Here is a 19,741-nt window from a genome sequence, read left to right as displayed (position 1 = left end):
CCGACCTCACGTGAACCACCCCTGAAGGAGACACAATGGACGCCGCGGCATCACGCGAGAGCTGGATACAGTCCCTTCCCGAGCACCTCCGGGACCGGATGCGCTCCCGCCTGGCCGGCGACGCCGGGGAAGGGCGGCCGGGCCGGATCACCCCGGTGGGCCGCGACCGGGAACTTCCGCTGTCCTTCGCCCAGCAACGGCTGTGGTTCCTTGACGAGTTCGAGCCGGGCAGCGCGGAGTACAACTCCTGCACCTCGCTGCGGCTGACCGGCGAGCTGAACGTCCCGGCCCTGGCGCTGGCCCTGTCGGCGCTGGTGGCGCGCCATGAGTCGCTGCGGACGACGTTCGACGCGGTGGACGGGCGGGGCGTGCAGATCGTCGGCGACCCCTTCCCGGTGCCGGTACCGGTCGCTCAGGTGCCCCGGGCGCCGCGGGACGACCGGGACGCGATCGTACGGAGTCTGCTGCGGGCGGAGGTGGCGCGCCCCTTCGACCTGCGCACCGGGCCGCTGCTGCGCGCCCTGCTGCTGAAGCTGGACGAGCGGGAGCACATTCTCGCCCTGACGATTCATCACATCGTCACGGACGGCTGGTCGATGGGGATCATCGGCCGGGAGCTGAGCGCCCTGTACGACGCGGCGCTGCGGCCCGGTACCGCGCCGCGCGCCGCGGCGGCGCTGCTGGAGCGCGCGGGGCTGCCCCCGCAGACCGTCCAGTACGCCGACTTCGCCGTCTGGCAGCGCGACCGGCTCTCCGGCGCGGAGCTCGACCGCCAGCTCGCCTACTGGACCGGCAAGCTGGACGCCGTCACGCCGCTGGAGCTGCCCACCGACCGGCCGCGCCCGGCCGTCCGCACCTCCGCCGGCGCCCAGTACCTGTTCTCCCTGCCGCCGGAGACCACCGAGCGGCTCACCAAGGCGGCCAGGGACCGCGGAGCGACCCTGTTCATGGCCGTCACCGCGCTCAGCCAGCTGGTGCTCTCCCGTTACGCGGGGCAGAGCGACATCGCCGTGGGCACCTCCGTCTCCGGCCGCGACCGGGGCGAGGTGGAGGGCCTGGTCGGCTTCTTCGTCAACACCCTGGTGCTGCGCGAAGAGGTCGATGAGCGCAAGCCGTTCGCCGACTTCCTGGACTCCGTACGGGAGACCGTGCTGGAGGCGTTCGCGCACGCCGAGGTGCCGTTCGAACGGGTGGTGGACGCGGTGATCACCGACCGCGATCTGAGCCGCCCGCCGCTCGTCCAGGCCATGGTCTCCCTCCAGAACACCCCCGCCGAGCCGCTGCGGCTGAGCGGGCTGACCCTGGAGGACTACGTCTTCGCCCGCGAACAGTCGCTCTTCGACATCGACTTCGACTTCTGGGAGCGCGACGGCGGCCTCCTCGGCGCCGTGCAGTACAACCCCGATCTCTTCGACGCGAGCACGGTGGAACGGCTCTGCGGGCATCTCCGGATCCTCGCCGACCGGCTGACCGCCGAGCCCGGCCGTCCCATGGGCCGCATCGCGATGCTCACCGCCGAGGAGGAGCACCGGCTGCTGGCGGGCTGGAGCGGCGCCCGGCATCCGCTGCCCGACACCACCCTCCCCGCGGTGTACGAGGCGCAGGCCGCCCTTACGCCCGACGAGACGGCCCTGGTCTGCAACGCCGTCTCGCTGACCTTCGGCGAGCTGGAGGAGCGGGCCAACCGGCTGGCGCACCACCTCGTCTCCCGGTCGGTCGGCCCCGAGGACCTCGTGGCCCTGGCGCTGCCCCGTACCGAGGACATGGTCATCGGCATCCTGGCGGTGCTCAAGGCGGGCGCGGCCTATGTGCCCGTCGACCCCGACCTGCCGCGCGACCGCATCGCGTTCATGCTGGACGATGCCGCACCGGCGCTGGTCCTGGTCTCCGGGCAGGACGCCGTCGCCCGGCTCGCGGCGCCCTCGTCCGTGCCCACCCTGGACCTGGCGGATGCGGCGGCCCGCGCGCTGCTGGCCCGCTGCCCGGGAACCGCGCCCACGGACGCCGACCGCCGCGCTCCGCTGCGTCCGGCCAACCCCGCCCACCTCATCTACACCTCCGGCTCCACCGGCCGTCCCAAGGGCGTCCTCACCGACCACGCCGGGCTGCTCAACCTCTACCGCAACCACGAGGCGGAGTTCATCCGCCCGGCGGTCGAGGCGGCCGGGGGGCGTCGCTTCCGGGCCGCGCTGACCGCCGTGTTCTCCTTCGACACCTCGTGGGAGGGCCTGCTGTGGATGGTCGCGGGCCATCAGCTGCACGTCATCGACGACGAGGTCCGGCGCGACCCCGAGGCGATCGTCGGATACGTCCGCAAGGAGCGCATCGATCTGCTCGACCTCACCCCGACCTACGCCGAACAGGTCCTCGCCGCCGGGCTGCTGACCGGCGACGAACACCGGCCGGCCGTGCTGATGCTCGGCGGCGAGGCGGTGGGCGAGGCGCTGTGGCAGCAGCTGCGGTCCGCCGAGGGCACGGCGGGCACCGGCACCACCACCGGCTACAACTTCTACGGGCCGACCGAGGCCACCGTCGACACCCTGTGGTGCAAGCTCGCCGACAGCCCCCGCCCGGTCGTGGGCCGCCCCGTGCACAACACCGGCATCCGCGTCCTGGACCGGCTGCTGCGCCCGGTTCCGGTCGGCGTCGCCGGTGAACTCCACCTCTGCGGACCCCAGTTGGCCCGCGGCTATCTGGGCCGCGCGGGGCTGACCGCCGAGCGGTTCGTCGCCGATCCCTACGGCGGGCCCGGTGCGCGGATGTACCGCACCGGCGACCTGGTGCGCTGGACCGCCGACGGCGTCATCGAATACCTCGGCCGCGCCGACGACCAGGTCAAGGTGCGCGGCTTCCGCATCGAACTGGGCGAGATCGAGTCGGCGCTGGCCGCGCACCCGGACGTGGCGCAGTCCGTGGTGGTGGCGCGCGAGGGCCGCGCCGGCGGCAAGCAGCTGGTCGGGTACGTCGTACCGCAGCCGGGCGCCGAGGCCCCGGACACGGCGCAGCTGCGCGAGCTGCTCTCCCGCACCCTGCCCGACTACATGGTGCCCACCGTCGTCGTCGCCCTCGACGCGCTGCCGATGACCAGCAGCCGCAAGGTCGACCGCAAGGCCCTGCCCGCCCCCGACCCCGCCCTCTTCGCCTCCGCCGCCGCCCGCGTCGCGCCCCGCACCGCCCTGGAGGAGACGCTGGCCGGCATCTGGATGCAGGTGCTGAAGCTGGACGGCGTCGGCGTGACGGACAACTTCTTCGAGCTGGGCGGCAACTCCATCCTCAGCATCCAGGTGATCTCCCGGGTCCGTAAGACCTTCGGCATCGAGCTGTCCGCCCGCGCCCTCTTCGACCGGCCCACCATCGCGGGCTTCGCCGAGCAGGTCGCCGCCGGCCGGGCCGCCGCCCATACCGCCCGGATCGCCCCGGCGGACCGCGACCGCCCGCTGCCGCTGTCCTTCGCCCAGGCCCGGATGTGGTTCCTCGACGAGTTCGAGCCGGGCAACGCCGCCTACAACGCCGGCGGCGTGCTGCGGCTCTCCGGCCCGCTGGACACCGGCGCCCTGTCCGCCGCCCTCTCCGCCCTCGTGCGCCGCCACGAGGTGCTCCGTACGACCTTCGACACCGCCGACGGCGAGGCCGTACAGCGCATCGGCGCGCCCTACGACGTCCCCGTCCCGCTCGCCGAACCGACCGCCGCCGACCCGGCCGCCCGCGAGGCGGAACTCCAGGCCATCCTGCGCGCCGAGATCGCCGTGCCGTTCGATCTGCGCCGCGGCCCGCTGCTGCGCGCGCTGCTCGTCCGGGCCGCCGAGGACGAGCACGCCCTCGCCGTCACCATGCATCACATCGTCACCGACGGCTGGTCGATGGGCGTGGTCGCCCGCGAGCTGGGCGCGCTCTACGACGCGGCGCTCGAATGCGGCTCGCGGGACGCCGCCGAGGTGCTGGCGCACAGCGGCCTCGCCCCGCTGTCCGTCCAGTACGCGGACTACGCCGTATGGCAGCGCGACCATCTCTCCGGGGCCGAACTGGAACGCCAACTCGACTTCTGGAAGCTGGAGTTGGACCATGTCGCGCCGCTGGAACTGCCCACCGACCGGCCCCGGCCCCCGGTCCGCGGCTCCGCCGGCGCCCTGTACACCTTCGGCCTCTCGCCCGCCGCGACGGCCGGGCTCGCCCGCACCGCCCAGGACCACGGTGCCTCGCTCTTCATGGCCGTCACCGCGCTCAGCCAGCTGGTGCTCGCCCGCTGGTCCGGACAGCGCGACATCGCCCTGGGCACCCTCAGCTCCGGCCGCGACCGCGGCGAGGTGGAGGACCTGATCGGCTTCTTCGTCAACACCCTGGTGCTGCGCGAGGACGTCGACGAAAACCTGCCCTTCGGGGAGTTCCTGGACTCCGTGCGCGAAACCGTGCTGGCGGCGTTCGCGCACGGCGAGGTGCCCTTCGAGCGGGTGGTGGACGCGGTCGTCGCCGAGCGCGATCTGAGCCGCCCGCCGCTGGTCCAGGCGCTGATCGCGTTCCAGAACACCCCCGCGGAGCCGCTGCACCTGCACGGCCTGAAGCTCTCCGAGCAGCCCCTCGCCCGCGACTTCTCGCTCTTCGACCTGACCCTGAACTACTGGGAGGAGGACGGCGCGCTGCGCGGCTCCGTCGAATACAGCACCGATCTCTTCGACGAGCCCACCATCGCCCGCCTGACCGGCCATCTCGCCACCCTCGCCGAGGCGCTGACCGCCCCCGAGGCCACCGAACGGCCGATGGCGACGCTGCCGATGCTCACCGCGCCGGAGCGCACCCGCGCCGCCGCGGACCGGACCGGCGCCCGCCACCCGCTGCCGGACGCCACCGTCATGGACCTCTTCGAGAACCGTGCGGCCCGCACCCCCGACGCCCCCGCGGTGGTCTCCGACGACGCCGCCCTCACCTACGCCGAACTCAACGAGCGCGCCAACCGCCTGGCCCGCCACCTCATCACCCTCGGCGTCGGCCCCGAGGACGTCGTCGCCGTCTCCATGCCGCGCTCGGCCGGCCTCCTGACCGCGCTGTACGCCGTCCTCAAGGCCGGGGCCGCCTACCTGCCCGTCGACCCCGCCTACCCGGCCGAACGCATCGCCGCGCTGCTCTCCGACGCCCGCCCGGTCTGCGTCATCACCCAGCGCGCGGCCGGCCTTCTGGTACGGCTCGACGAGGGCACCCACCACCTGGTCCTGGGCGACCCCGCCACCCGCACGGCCCTGGCCGCACAGCCCGGCGGCGACCTCACCGACGCCGACCGGCGCGCGCCGCTGCGCCCCGGCAACGCCGCGTACGTCATCTACACCTCCGGCTCCACCGGCCGCCCCAAGGGCGTGGTCGTCCCGCACACCGGGCTCGCCAACTATCTCCGCTGGTGCGAGGGTTCCTACCCCGGCATCCGCGGCGGCGCGGTACTGCACTCCTCCGTCTCCTTCGACCTGACCGTCACCACCCTCTTCGCCCCGCTGATCGCCGGCGGCACGGTCTACGTCAGCGACCTGGAGGACCTCGACCCGCGGCTGTGGAGCGAGGCCGGCCGGCCGGTCCCGACGTTCCTCAAGGCCACCCCCAGCCATGTGGGGCTGCTGGAGTCGCTGCCCGCGGAGGTGCTCGCCGAGGGCGATCTCGTCGTCGGCGGCGAACAGCTCCTGGGCGAGTCCCTGACCGCCTGGCGCGCCGCCCACCCCGGCGCGACCGTCGTCAACGAATACGGCCCGACCGAGGCGACCGTGGGCTGCGTCGTCCACAGCCTGACCCCGCAGGACCCCGACCCGGCCGGCGCCGTGCTCATCGGCACCCCCTCGTGGAACATGCGCGCCCATGTCCTCGACGCCCTGCTCCGCCCGGTACCCGTCGGCGTCCCCGGCGAGCTCTATGTGGCCGGCGCCCAGCTCGCCCGCGGCTACCTGGGCCGCCCGGAGCTGACCGCCGAGCGCTTCGTGGCCGATCCGTTCGGCGAGCCCGGCGCGCGGATGTACCGCACCGGGGACCTGGTGCGGTGGACCGCCGACGGCGGCCTGGAATACCAGGGCCGCACCGACGACCAGGTCAAGATCCGGGCGCACCGGATCGAACTGGGCGAGGTGGAGGCGGCGCTGGCCGCGGCCCCCGGCGTGGGCCAGGTCTGTGTCCTCGCCGCCGAGGGCCCCGGCGGCCTGCGGCTGGTCGGCTACGCGGCCCCGCGCCCCGACGGCCCCGCGCCGGACGCGGCGGCGGTCAAGGAGTTCGCGGCCCGCAGCCTGCCCGAGTACATGGTCCCCACGGCCCTGGTCGTGCTGCCCGAACTGCCGCTGACCATCAACGGAAAGGTCGACCGCGCGGCGCTCCCCGCACCGGAGGCGGCCACCGCGGGACCGGCCCCCGCCGACCTGCCGACGACCGACACCCAGCGGCGGCTCGCCGGGATCTTCGCCGAGCTGCTCGGCCTGGAGGCGGTCGGCCTGGACGACGGCTTCTTCGACCTGGGCGGCGACTCCATCCTCAGCATCCAGCTGGTCGCCCGGAGCCGCCGCGCCGGGCTGCCGCTCACCTCCAAGGAGGTCTTCCGCAGCGGCACGGTACGGGCGCTGGCGGAGCTGATCGATGCGGCGGGCCGGGCGGACGAGAAGCCCGAGGAGGGCCCCCGGGCCGCTACGGACGCGACCGCGGAAGCCCGTACCGGGGCGAGCGCGGAAGCCGGCCCGAGCGCCGGACCGGCGCCCCTCACCCCCGTACAGCACTGGTTCTTCGACGCCTACCGCACGGCGCCGCAGCACTACAACATGTCCGTCCTGCTGGAACTCGCCCCGGACGCCGACCTCGGCGCGCTCACCCGGGCGGTGGAGGCGGTGACGGCGCGGCACGAGGCGCTGCGGATGCGGTTCCCGCAGGACGGGGAGCGCGTGCAGCGGCCCGCGCCCGGCCTCGTCCCCGTACCGCTCGACCGCGAGGACCTCTCCGGGATCCCGGAAGAGGAGGTGGCGGGGTCCGTCGACCGTGCGGTGGCGGCCGCCCAGTCCTCGCTCGACCTGGCCCGGGGACCGGTGGCGAGAGCGGTGCTCTTCGACGGCGGCACCGCTCACCCCTCCCGGCTCCTCCTGGTCGCCCACCACTTGGTCACCGACGCGGTCTCGCTGCGCATCCTGCTCGCGGACCTCGCGGCCGCCTACGGCCAGGCGCGGGCGGGGGAGCCGGTGAGCGTGGCGCCCGTACCGACGCCCTTCACCGGGTGGGCGGCACGGCTGAGCGACCATGCCGCCGGCGGCGCCCTGAACGCCGAACTCCGTTATTGGGAAGGGGTGGTGGAAAAGAATTCGGCCACCCTGCCGGTGGATTCACGCGGAGCCAATACGGTATCGTCCGAGGCGGAATACACGGTCGAGCTGACCGAAAGCGAAACCGAAGCGCTGCTCCGTACCGCGCCGGGCGCCCACCGGGTCCGTACGGAAGCGCTGCTGCTGACCGCCCTCGGCGCGACGCTTTCCGAATGGACCGGCGGCGACGGCATTACGGTCGATATCGAAGGCCATGGCCGCGACGAGATATTCGACGACATCGATCTCTCCCGCACCGTCGGCTGGTTCACCACCCTCTACCCGGTCCATCTGGCCCGGCCCACCGGGAACGACCCGCGAGCCAAGGCCAAGGCGATGGGGCGGCAGCTGCGGGACATTCCCGGGCGTGGCCTGGGATACGGCGCGCTGCGGTACCTCGCCGGCGCCCCCTCGCTGACCGCGGCGGCCACCCCCCAGGTGATCTTCAACTACCTCGGCCGGTTCGACGAGGCGCCCGCCGACGGCCGGGAATCCGGGCCCTTCTCCGCCGTGCTGCCGGCCGTCGCGCAACAGAGTGGACAGGGCGAACGGCCCCATCTGCTCGATATCGCCGGAGCGGTCAGCGGACAGCAATTCCGGCTCACCCTCCGCTATTCCACCGAAGTACACAGAGAAAAGACCATCGCCGAACTCGCCGAGCGCTTCCTGCGCGAACTGCGCACCCTCCTCGGCTGAATCCGCCGGATACCGCCGGCACGTACCGCCATCGCCCACTCAGCGAAAGGGAATTCCCCATGTCCAACCCCTTCGAGAACGACGAATCCAGCTACCTCGTCCTGCGCAACGAAGAGGGCCAGTACTCCCTCTGGCCCGGCTTCGCCGACGTCCCCCAGGGCTGGGAGGCCGTCTTCGGGCCGCAGCTGCGCCAGGCGTGCCTGGACCACGTCAACGAGAACTGGACCGATATGCGCCCCAAGTCCCTGATCGAGGCCATGGGCGCCTGACCGGCACCCGGGCACGGAACGTCACAGGAGGAGAGGCAACACCATGGTTGAGGAACTGCCCGAGCGGCTGGCCGTGCTCGGCGGCCGGCGCGGCCGGCTCGAGGGCACCGCGCACACCGAAGTCGTCGTCTACGAGGCCGACGGGGACGGCACGGACGCCGCCGACATCGCCCGCTGGGCCACCGAGCAGCGCCCGCATCTGAGGGAGGCGCTCGGCACCTACGGCGCGGTGCTGGTGCGCGGCGTGGTCGACAACGCCGCGCTGCTCAACGACGTCGCGGCGCGCATCGGCGGCGAACTGCTCAGCTACACCGAGCGGTCCACGCCCCGCAGCCAGGTCGACGGCAACGTCTACACCTCCACCGAATACCCGGCGAACCAGACGATCGTGCAGCACAACGAGAGCGCGTACTCGCACAGTTACCCGCGCTGGCTGTTCTTCGCCTCCGTCGTCGCCGCCGAGACCGGCGGCGAGACCCCGCTCGCGGACACCCGCGCGCTGCTGGACCGGCTGCCCGCCGACCTGGTCGCCCGCTTCCGGGACAAGGGCGTGCTCTACACCCGCGCCTACCGCGAGGGCATGGGCCTGACCTGGCAGGAGTCGTACCAGACCGAGGACCGGGCCGAGGTCGAGCGCTACTGCAAGCAGCACGGCATCGAGCTCACCTGGACCGAGGACGGCCTGCGGACCAGGCACCGCAGGCCCGCCCTGATCACCGACCCGGTCAGCGGACGCGAGTCCTGGTTCAACCAGTCCCATCTCTTCCACGCCTCCAACCTGCCGCCGGCCACCCGCGAGGCGCTGGCCGAGATGTTCGACGAGGAGGACATGCCGCGCGCCGCCTACTACGGCGACGGCACCCCCATCACCGACGAGGAGATGGCCACCGTCCGGGACGCGTTCGAGGAGTGCAGCTACGCCTTCCCGTGGCGGCGCGGCGACCTGCTGATCGTCAACAACCTGCTGGTCTCGCACGGCCGCCGGCCCTACACCGGCGAGCGGCAGACCCTGGTCGCCATGGCAGGCGCGGGCGGTGGCGACGATGAGCACTGACCGCCCCGATCCGGCCCACGAGGCCAAGACGGCCAAGGTGCGCGAGTACTACCGGCTGGTGGACGCCACCGACGTGCCCGGCCTGATCGCGCTCTTCACCGAGGACGCCGTCTACCGGCGCCCCGGCTATGCGCCGATGCGCGGCCACCAGGGCCTGCACGCCTTCTACACGGGCGAGCGGGTCATCGAGCGCGGCCGGCACACCGTCACCTCGGTCGTCGTCCAGGGGGAGCGCAGCGCGGTCACCGGCGTCTTCGAGGGCGTCCTGAAGGACGGCCGCGAAGTCTCCCTGGAATTCGCCGACTTCTTCGTCCACGATGACGCCGACCAGCGCTTCCGCCGACGGGACACGTATTTCTTCGCCCCGCTCGTCTAGCCCCCCGCCGCAGCGTCCCCCGGCCGGGTCGACCGACCCGGCCGCCCGAACCGCCGCCCCGCCCCGCCCCGCCCCCATCCCCTGAACCCGCCCGATCAGCACGACCCGCCACAGGAGGCCGGAGTGCCTATCGTGTCCAAACCCGTCGCCCGCCCGCTCTCGCCGTCGCAGCGCGCGGAGCGTACCGCCTCGACCGCCTTCGGCTCCGCCTTCACCGAGCACCTGGTCTCCATCCGGTGGAGCGAGGAACAGGGCTGGCACGACGCGGAGTTGCAGCCCTACGGGCCGCTCCTGATGGACCCCGCCACGGTCGGCCTGCACTACGGGCAGGTCGTCTTCGAGGGGCTCAAGGCGTTCCGCTCGGCCAACGGCCGGGTCGGCGTCTTCCGGCCGGACGCGCACGCCCGCCGGCTGCGTTCCTCCGCCCGCCGGCTGATGATGCCCGAGCTGCCCGAGGAGCTGTTCCTCGACGCCGTGGACGCCCTGGTCGCCCAGGACCAGCACTGGATCCCCGACGACCCCCAGATGAGCCTGTACCTGCGGCCCGTCGTCTTCGCCAGCGAGGTCACCCTCGCGCTGCGCCCGGCCCGTGCCTACCGCTTCCTGCTGATGGCCTTCGTCACCGAGGGCTACTTCGGCCCCGGCGGGCGCCCGGTACGGGTCTGGGTCACCGACACCTACTCCCGGGCCGCGGCCGGCGGCACCGGCGCCGCCAAGTGCGCGGGCAACTACGCCGGGAGCCTGCTGCCCCAGGCGGCGGCCCAGGAGGAGGGCTTCGACCAGGTCGTCTGGCTCGACCCGGTGGAGCGCCGCTGGGTGGAGGAGCTGGGCGGGATGAACCTCTTCTTCGTGTACGGCTCCGGGCGCGACGCCCGCCTGGTCACCCCGCCGCTGTCCGGCAGCCTGCTGGCCGGAGTCACCCGGGACGCGCTGCTGCGGCTGGCCCCGGCCCTCGGCGTGCCCGTGGCCGAACGGCCGGTGAGCCTGGAGGACTGGCGCAACGGCTGCGCGTCCGGCGAGCTGACCGAGGTGTTCGCCTGCGGCACGGCCGCCCGGATCACCCCCGTGGGCGAGGTCGGCACCACCGACGGCACCTGGACGATCGGCGACGGCACCATCGGAGAGGTCACCACCCGGCTCTCCCAGGCCCTGTTCGGCATCCAGCGCGGTGAACTGCCCGACCGCTACTCCTGGATGCGGCCCGTCGATCCGGCGCCGCAGCCGGCCGGCACATGAACGCGGCGACCGGACAGGACGAACACACCGCATCCGACCGCCTGTTGAGGCTGCTGGAGGGCAGCGGCGCCCGCTACGAGCTGCTCTCCCACCCGCCCGAGGGGCACACCGTACGGGCCAGCGAGCTGCGCGGACACCCGCTCTCCGCGGCGGCCAAATGCATGATCGTCACCGTGACGGACGCCGTCGCCGGCGCCGCCGAACGCCAGGTGCTCGCGGTGGTCCCCGGCGACCGGCGGGTGGCCCTGGCACGGGTGGCCGGCGAGTACGGCGGCCGGCGGGCCCGGCTGGCCCGCCGCGACCTGGCCGAGCGGCTGTCCGGCTGCGTCAGCGGCAGCATCATCCCGTTCTCGTTCCACGACGAGCTCTCCCTCCTGGCCGACCCGGCGCTGATGGAAGAGCCCGTCCTGTATTTCAACGCGGCCCGCCTGGACCTTTCGGTGGCCCTGGCCACCGAGGACTACCGCGCACTGGCCAACCCCAAGATCGTCCCCATTTCCGAGTGACGACCGGGTTCGGATGCCGCTTCAAAACTCGGTCTGAAGTGCGTCTTTTCAACAGCGCTTAAGAGCCTGTTACGCCCTTGGGCCCTGCTGGATGCTGTGCGCCAGCCCACCACATTTCCGGCCCAGCAACATTTCCCGCTCACCGAACTTTCCCGGAGGAATTGTGCTCAACAGCGTAGTTATTGTCGGCGGCGGCACCTCGGGCTGGATGACGGCCGCGTATTTGCGCGCCGCGCTCGGCGAGAGCATCGACGTCACCGTCGTCGAGTCCAAGCGGATCAAAACCATCGGCGTCGGCGAGGCCACCTTCTCCACCGTGCGCCATTTCTTCGACTACCTCGGGCTCCCGGAGAACGAGTGGATGCCGAAGTGCAATGCCACCTACAAGCTGGGCATCCGCTTCGAGAACTGGCGCGCAAAGGGCCACTACTTCTACCACCCCTTCGAGCGGCTCCGCGTCGTCGACGGCTTCCCGCTCACCGAGTGGTGGCTGAACAAGAAGCCCAGCGACCGCTTCGACCGGGACGTCTTCATGATGTCCGAGATCTGCGACAACCTCCGCTCGCCGCGGTACCTGGACGGCACCCTCTTCGAGCAGGACTTCGTCGAGCGCGGCGGCTCCATGGACCTTGAGCGCACCACGCTCGCCGAGCAGGCCACCCAGTTCCCCTACGCCTACCAGTTCGACGCCTCGCTGCTCGCCGACTTCCTCACCGAGTACGCCACCAGCCGCGGCGCCCGGCACATCGAGGACGATGTGGTGGAGGTCGCCCGCGACGACCGCGGCTGGATCAGCCACCTCAGGACGCGCGAGCACGGCGAGCTCGCCGGCGACCTGTTCATCGACTGCACCGGCTTCGCCGGCCTGCTGCTCAACAAGACGCTGGGCGAGCCGTTCCTCTCGTACCAGGACACCCTGCCCAACGACAGCGCGGTCGCGCTGCGCGTACCGCACGACGCGGAGCGGACGCGGCTGCGCCCCTGCACCACCGCCACCGCGCAGGAGGCCGGCTGGATCTGGACGATTCCGCTCTTCGAGCGCATCGGCACCGGCTACGTCTACGCCAGCGACTACACCACCCCGGAGGAGGCCGAGCGCACCCTGCGCGAATTCGTCGGCCCGCAGGCCGCGGACGTGGAGGCCAATCACATCCGCATGCGGGTCGGGCGCAGCCGTAACTCCTGGGTCAACAACTGCGTGGCCATCGGCCTCTCCAGCGGATTCGTCGAGCCGCTGGAATCGACCGGCATCTTCTTCATCCAGCAGGGCATCGAAGAACTCGTCAAGCATTTCCCGAACGCCGACTGGGACCCGACGCTGCGCACCTCGTACAACCGCACCGTCGCCCATGCCATGGACGGCGTACGGGAATTCCTGGTGCTGCACTACCGCGGCGCGGCGCGCAATGACAACGCCTATTGGCGGGACGCCAAGACCCGGGCGATGCCCGACGGGCTGGCCGAGCGGATGGAGGCGTGGCAGTCCAAGCTGCCCACCGAGGAGACGGTCTTCCCGTATTACCACGGTTTCGAGCCGTACTCCTATCACGCGATGCTGCTCGGCCTCGGCGGTATCGACCTCAAGTCCGCGCCCGTGCTGGCGCATATGGACGACTCGCGGGCCGCGCAGGAGATCCAGCGGCTCAAGGACCAGGCCCGGGACGTCGCCAAGCGGCTGCCCAGCCAGTACGAGTACCTCGCCCAGATGCACTGACCCGCCGGCCCGGCCCCACCGGGCGGCACGACCGACGAGATGGGAGAGACCGTGGATGCACTGACCGTAGTCCAACCGGCGCTGGTCCTCGCGGCGATCGCCCCCACGGCGCTGCTGGGCCGCTGGGTGGCCCGCCGCCTCGGCCAGCCGGAGGTGGTCGGCGAGATCACGGTCTGTCTCCTGCTGGGCGTGCTGCTGGTCACGGGGACCGGCTGGGGCGGACCGCAGTCCCAGGGCAAGGACGCGCTCAAGGAGTTGGGCCATTTCGGCCTGGCGCTGTTCCTGGTGGGCGCCGCGCAGGAGATCCGCGGCGGCGCCGCCCGGCTCAGCGGGCGGGCGGTGGCCTGGCTGACGGTCGGCTCCGCGCTGCTGCCCATGGCGGCCGGCGGACTGCTGGCGGTATGGGTCCTCGAGTACGGCGGACCCCGGCTGCGCGGCGGCGCCGAAACCCCGGCACTGGTGCTGATGCTGGCCGTGTCGCTGGCGGTCACCGCCGTCCCCGTACTGGCCGGCATCCTCAAGGACCGGGGCATCGAGCGCACCGGCACCGGCCGGCTGGCCATGGCCAGCGCGATCACCATCGATGCGGTGACCTGGGTACTGCTGGCCCTGGCCGTGGGCCTGGCCACCGGCGAGGGCGGCATCGGCCGGGCCGCCGCGGTCCTCGCGGTCGGTGTGGTCGGCGGGTATCTGCTGCGCCGGCTGGCCGCCACCGCCCCCGTACGGGCGGCGGCCGACGCACACCCCGCGGTGCTGCTGATCCTGATCGCCGTGGCCGCCTTCGCGGCCTCCACCGCCACCGGACGGCTCGGCCTGACCGATGTCTTCGGCGCGGTGCTGGTGGGCCTGGCGCTGCCCGCGGACGGCGAGCACGGGGCGTTCGCGCGGGCCGCCCGTACCCTCGGCAGGACCGGCCGCCTCGCCCTGCCGGTCCTGTTCACCATCACCGGGACCTCGCTGGCCGTCGGCCCGGACGCGCTCTTCTCGTGGCAGGCGGTGGCGCTGGGCACCGCACTGGCCATCGTCTCGAAGCTGATCGGCAGCTATCTGGGGGCGCGGGCGGGCGCCCAGTCGCATCTCGAGGGCATGCGCCTGGCCGCCCTGATGAACACCCGCGGCCTGACCGAGATCGTCGCCCTCCAGATCGGCTACAGCGCGGGCATCCTCACCCCCGGCCTCTATCTGGCGCTGGTCATCATGGCGCTGGTCACCACCGCACTCAGCGGCCCGCTCCTGTGGGCCGTCGACCGCCGCGGCCGCACCGCCCCCACGGCCGCGGAGCCCGTCCTCCAACCAGCCGAGCGGTGAGCACCTTGGAACGCGTCACGACATCCATCGAAGAGAGCGCGCCGGCCGCCGGCCCGAGCGCCCCGGCCCGCGAAGAGACCACCCCGGCGCGCTTCCGCTCGCTGATGACCGGCTTCCCCAGCGGCGTGGCGATCATCACCGCCGTGGACGCCGACGGCCGCCCCTGGGGCATGACCTGTTCGGCGCTGTGCAGCGTCACGGTGGAGCCGCCGACCCTGCTCGTCGGGATGCGCATCGGCAGCCCCACCCTGGCGGCCGCCATGCACAGCGGCCGGTTCTCGGTCAATCTGCTGCACGCCAAGGGGCAGGAGACCGCCGAACTGTTCGCCTCCGGCGACCCGGACCGCTTCGCCGTCACCGTCTGGGACGCGCCGGCCGGCCACGGCGGCCCCCACCTGACCGAGGCGGCGCGCGCGGTGGCCGACTGCATGATCACCCAGACCGTACGGGTCGGCGCCCAGCGCATGGTCTTCGGCGAGGTCCACGGCGTCCGCGAGCTCGCCGACACCGAGCCTTTGCTGTACGGCCTGCGGGCCTACCGCTCGTGGCCACCGCCGGGCTGAGACCCGCCCCTAGGGTCCGTCCGCACCCCCTTCCCCACGCCTGAACTGGAGCGACATGAGCGAGCCCGTCCGCACCCGGACCGCCCGGCCCCGGCACTACCTGATGTGCCGCCCCACCTACTTCGAGGTCAGCTACTCCATCAACCCCTGGATGGACCCCGCCAAGCCGGTCGACACCGAACTGGCCATCGCCCAGTGGGAGCGGCTGCGCGCCCTCTACACCGACCTCGGCCACCAGGTGGAGCTGATATCCCCCCTCCCCGGCCTGCCCGACATGGTCTACGCCGCCAACGGCGCCACCGTCGTCGACGGCAAGGTCCTCGGCGCCCGCTTCCGTAACGCCGAGCGCACCGCCGAGGGCCCCGCCTACCTGGACTGGTTCCGCGCCGCCGGCTACGCCGCCCTGCACGACCCCGAGCACATCAACGAGGGCGAGGGCGACTTCCTGGTCACCGGCAGCTGGGTCCTGGCCGGCCGCGGCTTCCGCAGCACCCCCGAAGGGCATGCCGAGGCCCAGGAGTTCTTCGGCCGCCCGGTCATCGGCCTGGAGCTGACCGACCCCCGCTACTACCACCTCGACACCGCGCTGGCCGTACTCGACCACGACGAGGTCATGTACAACCCGCGGGCGTTCTCGCCCGGCAGCCTGGCCGTGCTCGGGCGGCTGTTCCCGGACGCGGTGCTCGCCGACCCCGCGGACGCCGCCGTGTTCGGCCTCAACGCGGTCAGCGACGGCCGCCATGTGGTGCTGCCCGAAGCGGCCACCGAACTCGCCGGACAGCTGCGCGAGCGCGGCTTCGAACCCCTCGGGATCGACCTGTCCGAACTGCTCAAGGGCGGCGGCAGCGTCAAGTGCTGCACCCTCGAGCTCCGCGAAGAACCGCACCGAAGAGCCTGACCGCTCACCCCCCGATGCGGAGGCGCCGCGCGGCAACCGCTCTGCGGCGCGGCGCTTCCCCATTCCGCACTGTCCTACGGGAGGCCCCAAATGGAGGACAGCACCGTGCACAGACAGCAGCCAGCCGGCTCCTTGCCGGACATCGGCGTCCAGCGCCCCAGCCGCATGCCGGCCGGCAAGTACCGCCCGTACGAACCCCTCGGGCTCCCCGACCGGACCTGGCCGGACCGCGTGGCCCAGCGGGCACCCCTGTGGAGCAGCGTCGATCTGCGCGACGGCAACCAGGCGCTCATCGAGCCGATGAACGTCGAGCGCAAACGCCGGATGTTCGACCTTCTGGTGGCCATGGGCTTCAAGGAGATCGAGGTCGGCTACCCGACGGCTTCCAGGGACGACCACGATTTCGTACGCCATCTCATCGAGGACGACGCCATCCCCGAGGACGTCGTCATCCAGGTGATGGCGCCCATCCGCCAGGACTTCATCGAGCGGACCGTCCGCGTGCTGCGCGGCGCCCGGCGCGCCTGCCTCCAGGTCTTCAACCCGACGTCGGAGGTGCAGCGCAGGCTGGTGCTGCGCGCCGACCGGCAGGAGACCCTCGCCCTCGCCCTCGACGGCGCCCGTCAGGCCCTCCGCCTCCAGGACTCCCTCCCGGGCACCGAGCTCTACCTCCAGTACGCCCCCGAGTCCTACACCCAGACCGAGCCCGACTACGCGCTGGACATCTGCAACGCCGTACTGGACTTCTGGGCCCCGCGCGCCGACCACACCCTGCGCATCAACCTGCCCGCGACCGTCGAGATCTTCCCGCCGCAGGAATTCGCCGACCGGATCGAATACGTCAGCCGGCACCTCCACCACCGCGACCGCACCCTGCTCTCCGTGCATCCGCACAACGACCGCGGCAGCGGCGTCGCGGCCGCCGAGATGGCCGTGCTGGCCGGCGCGCAGCGGGTCGAGGGCACCCTCTTCGGCAACGGCGAGCGGACCGGCAACGTCTGTCTGATCACCCTCGCCATGAACCTCTTCTCGCAGGGCATCGACCCGATGCTGGACCTCAGCGACATCGACCGCATCCGGCGCATCGTCGAGGACTGCAACCAGATGCCGGTAGGGGCCCGGCACCCCTGGGCGGGCGACTTCGTCTTCACCTCGTTCGCCGGCACCCATCAGGACGCGATCAGCAAAGGCCTGATGGCGCGGCAGCAGGCCGGCGACCAGGGCGTCTGGGACGTGCCGTACCTTCCCATCGACCCGCGGGACATCGGGCGCGACTACCAGGCCCTGATACGGATCAACACCCAGTCCGGCAAGGGCGGCATCGCCCATCTGCTGCGCAGCGCCTACGGTCTCGAACTGCCCCGGCGCCTTCAGATCGACTTCGCCGCGGTGATGCAGAAGCAGTGCGAACGCACCGGAGGCGAGGCGTCCGCGCCGCAGGTGTGGCTCACCTTCGAGGAGACCTACGCCCTGCCGGTGACCGCGGACGCCCCCCGGAACCCGCTGGTGCCCGCCATCGAGGAACCGTCCGGCGGGACGGCGGCCGAGAAGTGGCTCGCCCCCGCGCAGCGGCTGCTCGGCGAACTGGGGGTGACCGGGCAGGTACGGCACGCCCAGGTCGACCGGGTCACCGGCCGCCTCAACGGCGCCGTCGCCTATCTCGAAGTCGTCGTGGACGACCGCTCCTTGTGGGCCGTCGGCCGGCACGGCCAGGAGAGCGAGGCGGTGCGCCGCGCGGTGCGCTCCGCGGTCCGGCGCGCCGCCCTGGCACGCACCCCGGTGGCACCGTGACGACGCGCACCGTGCTCGAAGAACTCGTGGCCGGGGCGCGGGAGGACCTCCTCGTACGCCAACGAGCCGTACCCCAGGACGCGTTGCGGGAGCACATCGCCCGCATGCCGCCGGCCCTCGACGCCGTCGCCGCGCTGCGCCGCCCCTCCGGCGTCCAGGTCATCGCCGAGGTCAAGCGGGCCAGCCCCGCCAAGGGGGCGCTGGCGCCGATCGCCGACCCGGCGGCGCTCGCGGGAGCGTACGAGAGCGCCGGCGCCGCGGCGGTCAGCGTGCTCACCGAGCGGCGCCGCTTCCAGGGCACCCTCGCCGACCTCGACGCGGTACGTGCCAGGGTCGGCATTCCCGTCCTGCGCAAGGACTTCATCGTCACGCCCTACCAGCTGTGGGAGGCGCGGGCGCACGGCGCCGATCTGGTGCTGCTGATCGTGGCCGCGCTGGCGCAACGGGACCTGGTGGCGCTGATGGGGACGGCCGGGGAACTGGGCCTGACCGTACTGGTGGAGGTGCACGACGAGGCGGAGATCGAACGGGCGCTGGCCGCCGGGGCGCGCGTCATCGGGGTCAACGCCCGGAACCTGAAAACCCTGGAGGTGGACCGGTCCGCCTTCGGGCGGCTGGCGCCGCGGATCCCCGAGGGCGTGGTACGGATCGCCGAATCGGGGATCCGCGGGCCGGCGGACGTGGCCGCGGTGGCGGCCCGCGGCGCGGACGCCGTCCTGGTGGGGGAGGCCCTGGTCACCGGGGCCGACGGCCCGGACCGGACGCTGGCCGCGCTGCGCGCCGCGGGACGCCGCTGACGGCGGTCCGGCGGGCCGGGGGGACCCGGCGGGCCGGACCGCGGTCCACCGGACGGCCCTACCTCCCGCCGCCCGCCAGCTTGCCGGAGACCGTCACCCACCGCTCCAGCACCTCCGCCGCCGCCCCCGAGTCGATCGCCCGCGCCCCCCGCTCCATCCCGGCCGCGAGCCGTACGGCGATCGGTTCGTCCGTCGGCTCGAGCGCCGCCAGTCCCGCGGCGGTGGACAGCAGCACGGCATCCCGCACCGGCCCCCGCGCACCCGCCAGCAGGTCCCGCGCCACCGCCGCGTTGTGCGCGGCATCGCCGCCCCGCAACGCCTCCGGCGGCGCGTACCCGACGCCGATCTCCCGGGGATCGAACACCTCCTTGCGCACCGCCCCGTCCCGCACCGACCAGACCGTGGAGGTCGTGGTGACCGTCAGCTCATCGAGCCCGTCATCGCCACGGAAGACCAGCGCACCGGCGCCGCGCCGGGCCAGCACCCCGGCCAGCAGCGGCGCCAGCCGGGCGTCCGCGACGCCGACCGCCTGCGCCGTGGGACGCGCCGGATTGGTCAGCGGGCCCAGCACGTTGAAGACCGTGGGAATGCCCAGCTCCCGCCGCGGAGCGGCCGCATGCCGCACGGACGGATGGAACAGCGGCGCGAAGCAGAACGTGATGCCGACCTCCGCCACCAGCCCGGCGATCTCCGCGGCCGGCAGGTCCAGCGCCACCCCGAGCCGCTCCAGCACGTCCGCCGAGCCACAGGCGGAGGACGCGGAGCGGTTGCCGTGCTTGACCACCCGCGCCCCGGCGCCCGCCGCGACGATCGCCGACATCGTGGAGATGTTGACGCTGTGCGACCGGTCGCCGCCGGTGCCGACGATGTCCAGCGACGGCCCGGGAACCTCGAGCGGCACGGCGTGCGCATACATGGCCCGGACGAACCCCTCGACCTCGTCGACGGTCTCGCCCTTGGCCCGCAGCGCCACCACAAGTCCGGCCAGCTGAGCCGGAGTTGTCCGCCCCCGCATGATCCGGTCCATCGCCCACGCGGTGTCCTCGGCGGCGAGATCCTCGCCCGCCAGCAGGGCCGTCAGCAAGCCGGCCCAGGACCTTTCCGTACCCGTCCCCGTATCCGTAGCCGCATCGGTATCCGTATCGGTCACGGCAATCCCCTTTCCTCACCGCAATTCTGTGGTTCGCCGCAAACCACCGGACAGACCAATTCACCGCGGCAATTCCGGT

The 19,741-nt window shown here is 72.7% G+C and carries 13 protein-coding genes; 12 read left to right on the top strand and 1 reads right to left on the bottom strand.

Going from position 1 to position 19,741, the window contains the following annotated elements; genetic code table 11:
- Positions 1–35 precede the first annotated feature (35 nt).
- The 12 genes from ACIGWZ_RS28830 (at position 36) to trpC (ending at position 18,512) form a co-directional block, all read left to right on the top strand.
- A complete protein-coding gene (locus tag ACIGWZ_RS28830) occupies positions 36–8,000 on the top strand; it encodes an amino acid adenylation domain-containing protein (RefSeq protein ID WP_400069619.1) in 7,965 nt (2,654 codons plus the stop codon).
- Positions 8,001–8,059: 59 nt separating this feature from the next.
- Positions 8,060–8,269: an MbtH family protein gene (locus ACIGWZ_RS28825; RefSeq protein ID WP_400069618.1), complete on the top strand. Its 210-nt coding sequence runs from the start codon at positions 8,060–8,062 to the stop codon at positions 8,267–8,269.
- A gap of 43 nt (positions 8,270–8,312) precedes the next feature.
- On the top strand, positions 8,313–9,323 hold the full coding sequence (locus tag ACIGWZ_RS28820) for a TauD/TfdA family dioxygenase (RefSeq protein ID WP_400069617.1): 1,011 nt from the start codon (positions 8,313–8,315) through the stop codon (positions 9,321–9,323).
- Entirely contained in the window at positions 9,313–9,699 is a 387-nt protein-coding gene (locus ACIGWZ_RS28815; RefSeq protein WP_400069616.1) for a nuclear transport factor 2 family protein, read from the top strand. Before ACIGWZ_RS28820 ends, ACIGWZ_RS28815 begins: the two co-directional genes overlap by 11 nt.
- Before the next feature lie 123 nt (positions 9,700–9,822).
- The gene (locus ACIGWZ_RS28810; RefSeq protein ID WP_400069615.1) at positions 9,823–10,935 is read left to right on the top strand and encodes a branched-chain amino acid aminotransferase; all 1,113 of its coding nucleotides are present in this window, start codon (positions 9,823–9,825) and stop codon (positions 10,933–10,935) included.
- Positions 10,932–11,441, top strand: coding sequence for a YbaK/EbsC family protein (locus tag ACIGWZ_RS28805; protein WP_400069614.1), 510 nt, complete (start codon positions 10,932–10,934; stop codon positions 11,439–11,441). Before ACIGWZ_RS28810 ends, ACIGWZ_RS28805 begins: the two co-directional genes overlap by 4 nt.
- A 163-nt stretch (positions 11,442–11,604) precedes the next feature.
- Complete coding sequence (locus ACIGWZ_RS28800; protein ID WP_400069613.1) at positions 11,605–13,155, top strand: tryptophan halogenase family protein; 1,551 nt, start codon at positions 11,605–11,607, stop codon at positions 13,153–13,155.
- 51 nt (positions 13,156–13,206) lie between these two features.
- Positions 13,207–14,463 (top strand): cation:proton antiporter, encoded by a 1,257-nt coding sequence (locus tag ACIGWZ_RS28795; protein ID WP_400069612.1) that lies wholly within the window; start codon positions 13,207–13,209, stop codon positions 14,461–14,463.
- Complete coding sequence (locus ACIGWZ_RS28790; protein WP_400069611.1) at positions 14,460–15,026, top strand: flavin reductase family protein; 567 nt, start codon at positions 14,460–14,462, stop codon at positions 15,024–15,026. Before ACIGWZ_RS28795 ends, ACIGWZ_RS28790 begins: the two co-directional genes overlap by 4 nt.
- A 55-nt stretch (positions 15,027–15,081) precedes the next feature.
- Positions 15,082–15,924, top strand: a complete 843-nt coding sequence (ddaH, locus tag ACIGWZ_RS28785) for a dimethylargininase (RefSeq protein WP_400069610.1) — start codon at positions 15,082–15,084, stop codon at positions 15,922–15,924.
- A gap of 90 nt (positions 15,925–16,014) precedes the next feature.
- On the top strand, positions 16,015–17,715 hold the full coding sequence (locus ACIGWZ_RS28780; RefSeq protein WP_400069609.1) for a 2-isopropylmalate synthase: 1,701 nt from the start codon (positions 16,015–16,017) through the stop codon (positions 17,713–17,715).
- Positions 17,712–18,512 carry an indole-3-glycerol phosphate synthase TrpC gene (trpC, locus tag ACIGWZ_RS28775; protein WP_400069608.1) on the top strand — a complete coding sequence of 267 codons (801 nt, stop codon included), beginning with the start codon at positions 17,712–17,714 and terminating at the stop codon, positions 18,510–18,512. Before ACIGWZ_RS28780 ends, trpC begins: the two co-directional genes overlap by 4 nt.
- A 58-nt stretch (positions 18,513–18,570) precedes the next feature.
- Here the strand turns inward: trpC and trpD are convergent, their stop codons facing one another.
- Positions 18,571–19,662 (bottom strand): anthranilate phosphoribosyltransferase, encoded by a 1,092-nt coding sequence (gene trpD, locus ACIGWZ_RS28770; protein WP_400069607.1) that lies wholly within the window; start codon positions 19,660–19,662, stop codon positions 18,571–18,573.
- Positions 19,663–19,741: the final 79 nt, after the last annotated feature.

Origin of the sequence: Streptomyces sp. NPDC053427, assembly GCF_044544985.1 — a bacterium.
Taxonomy (GTDB): Bacteria; Actinomycetota; Actinomycetes; order Streptomycetales; family Streptomycetaceae; genus Streptomyces.
This window is presented reverse-complemented; position numbering and strand designations above follow the sequence as displayed.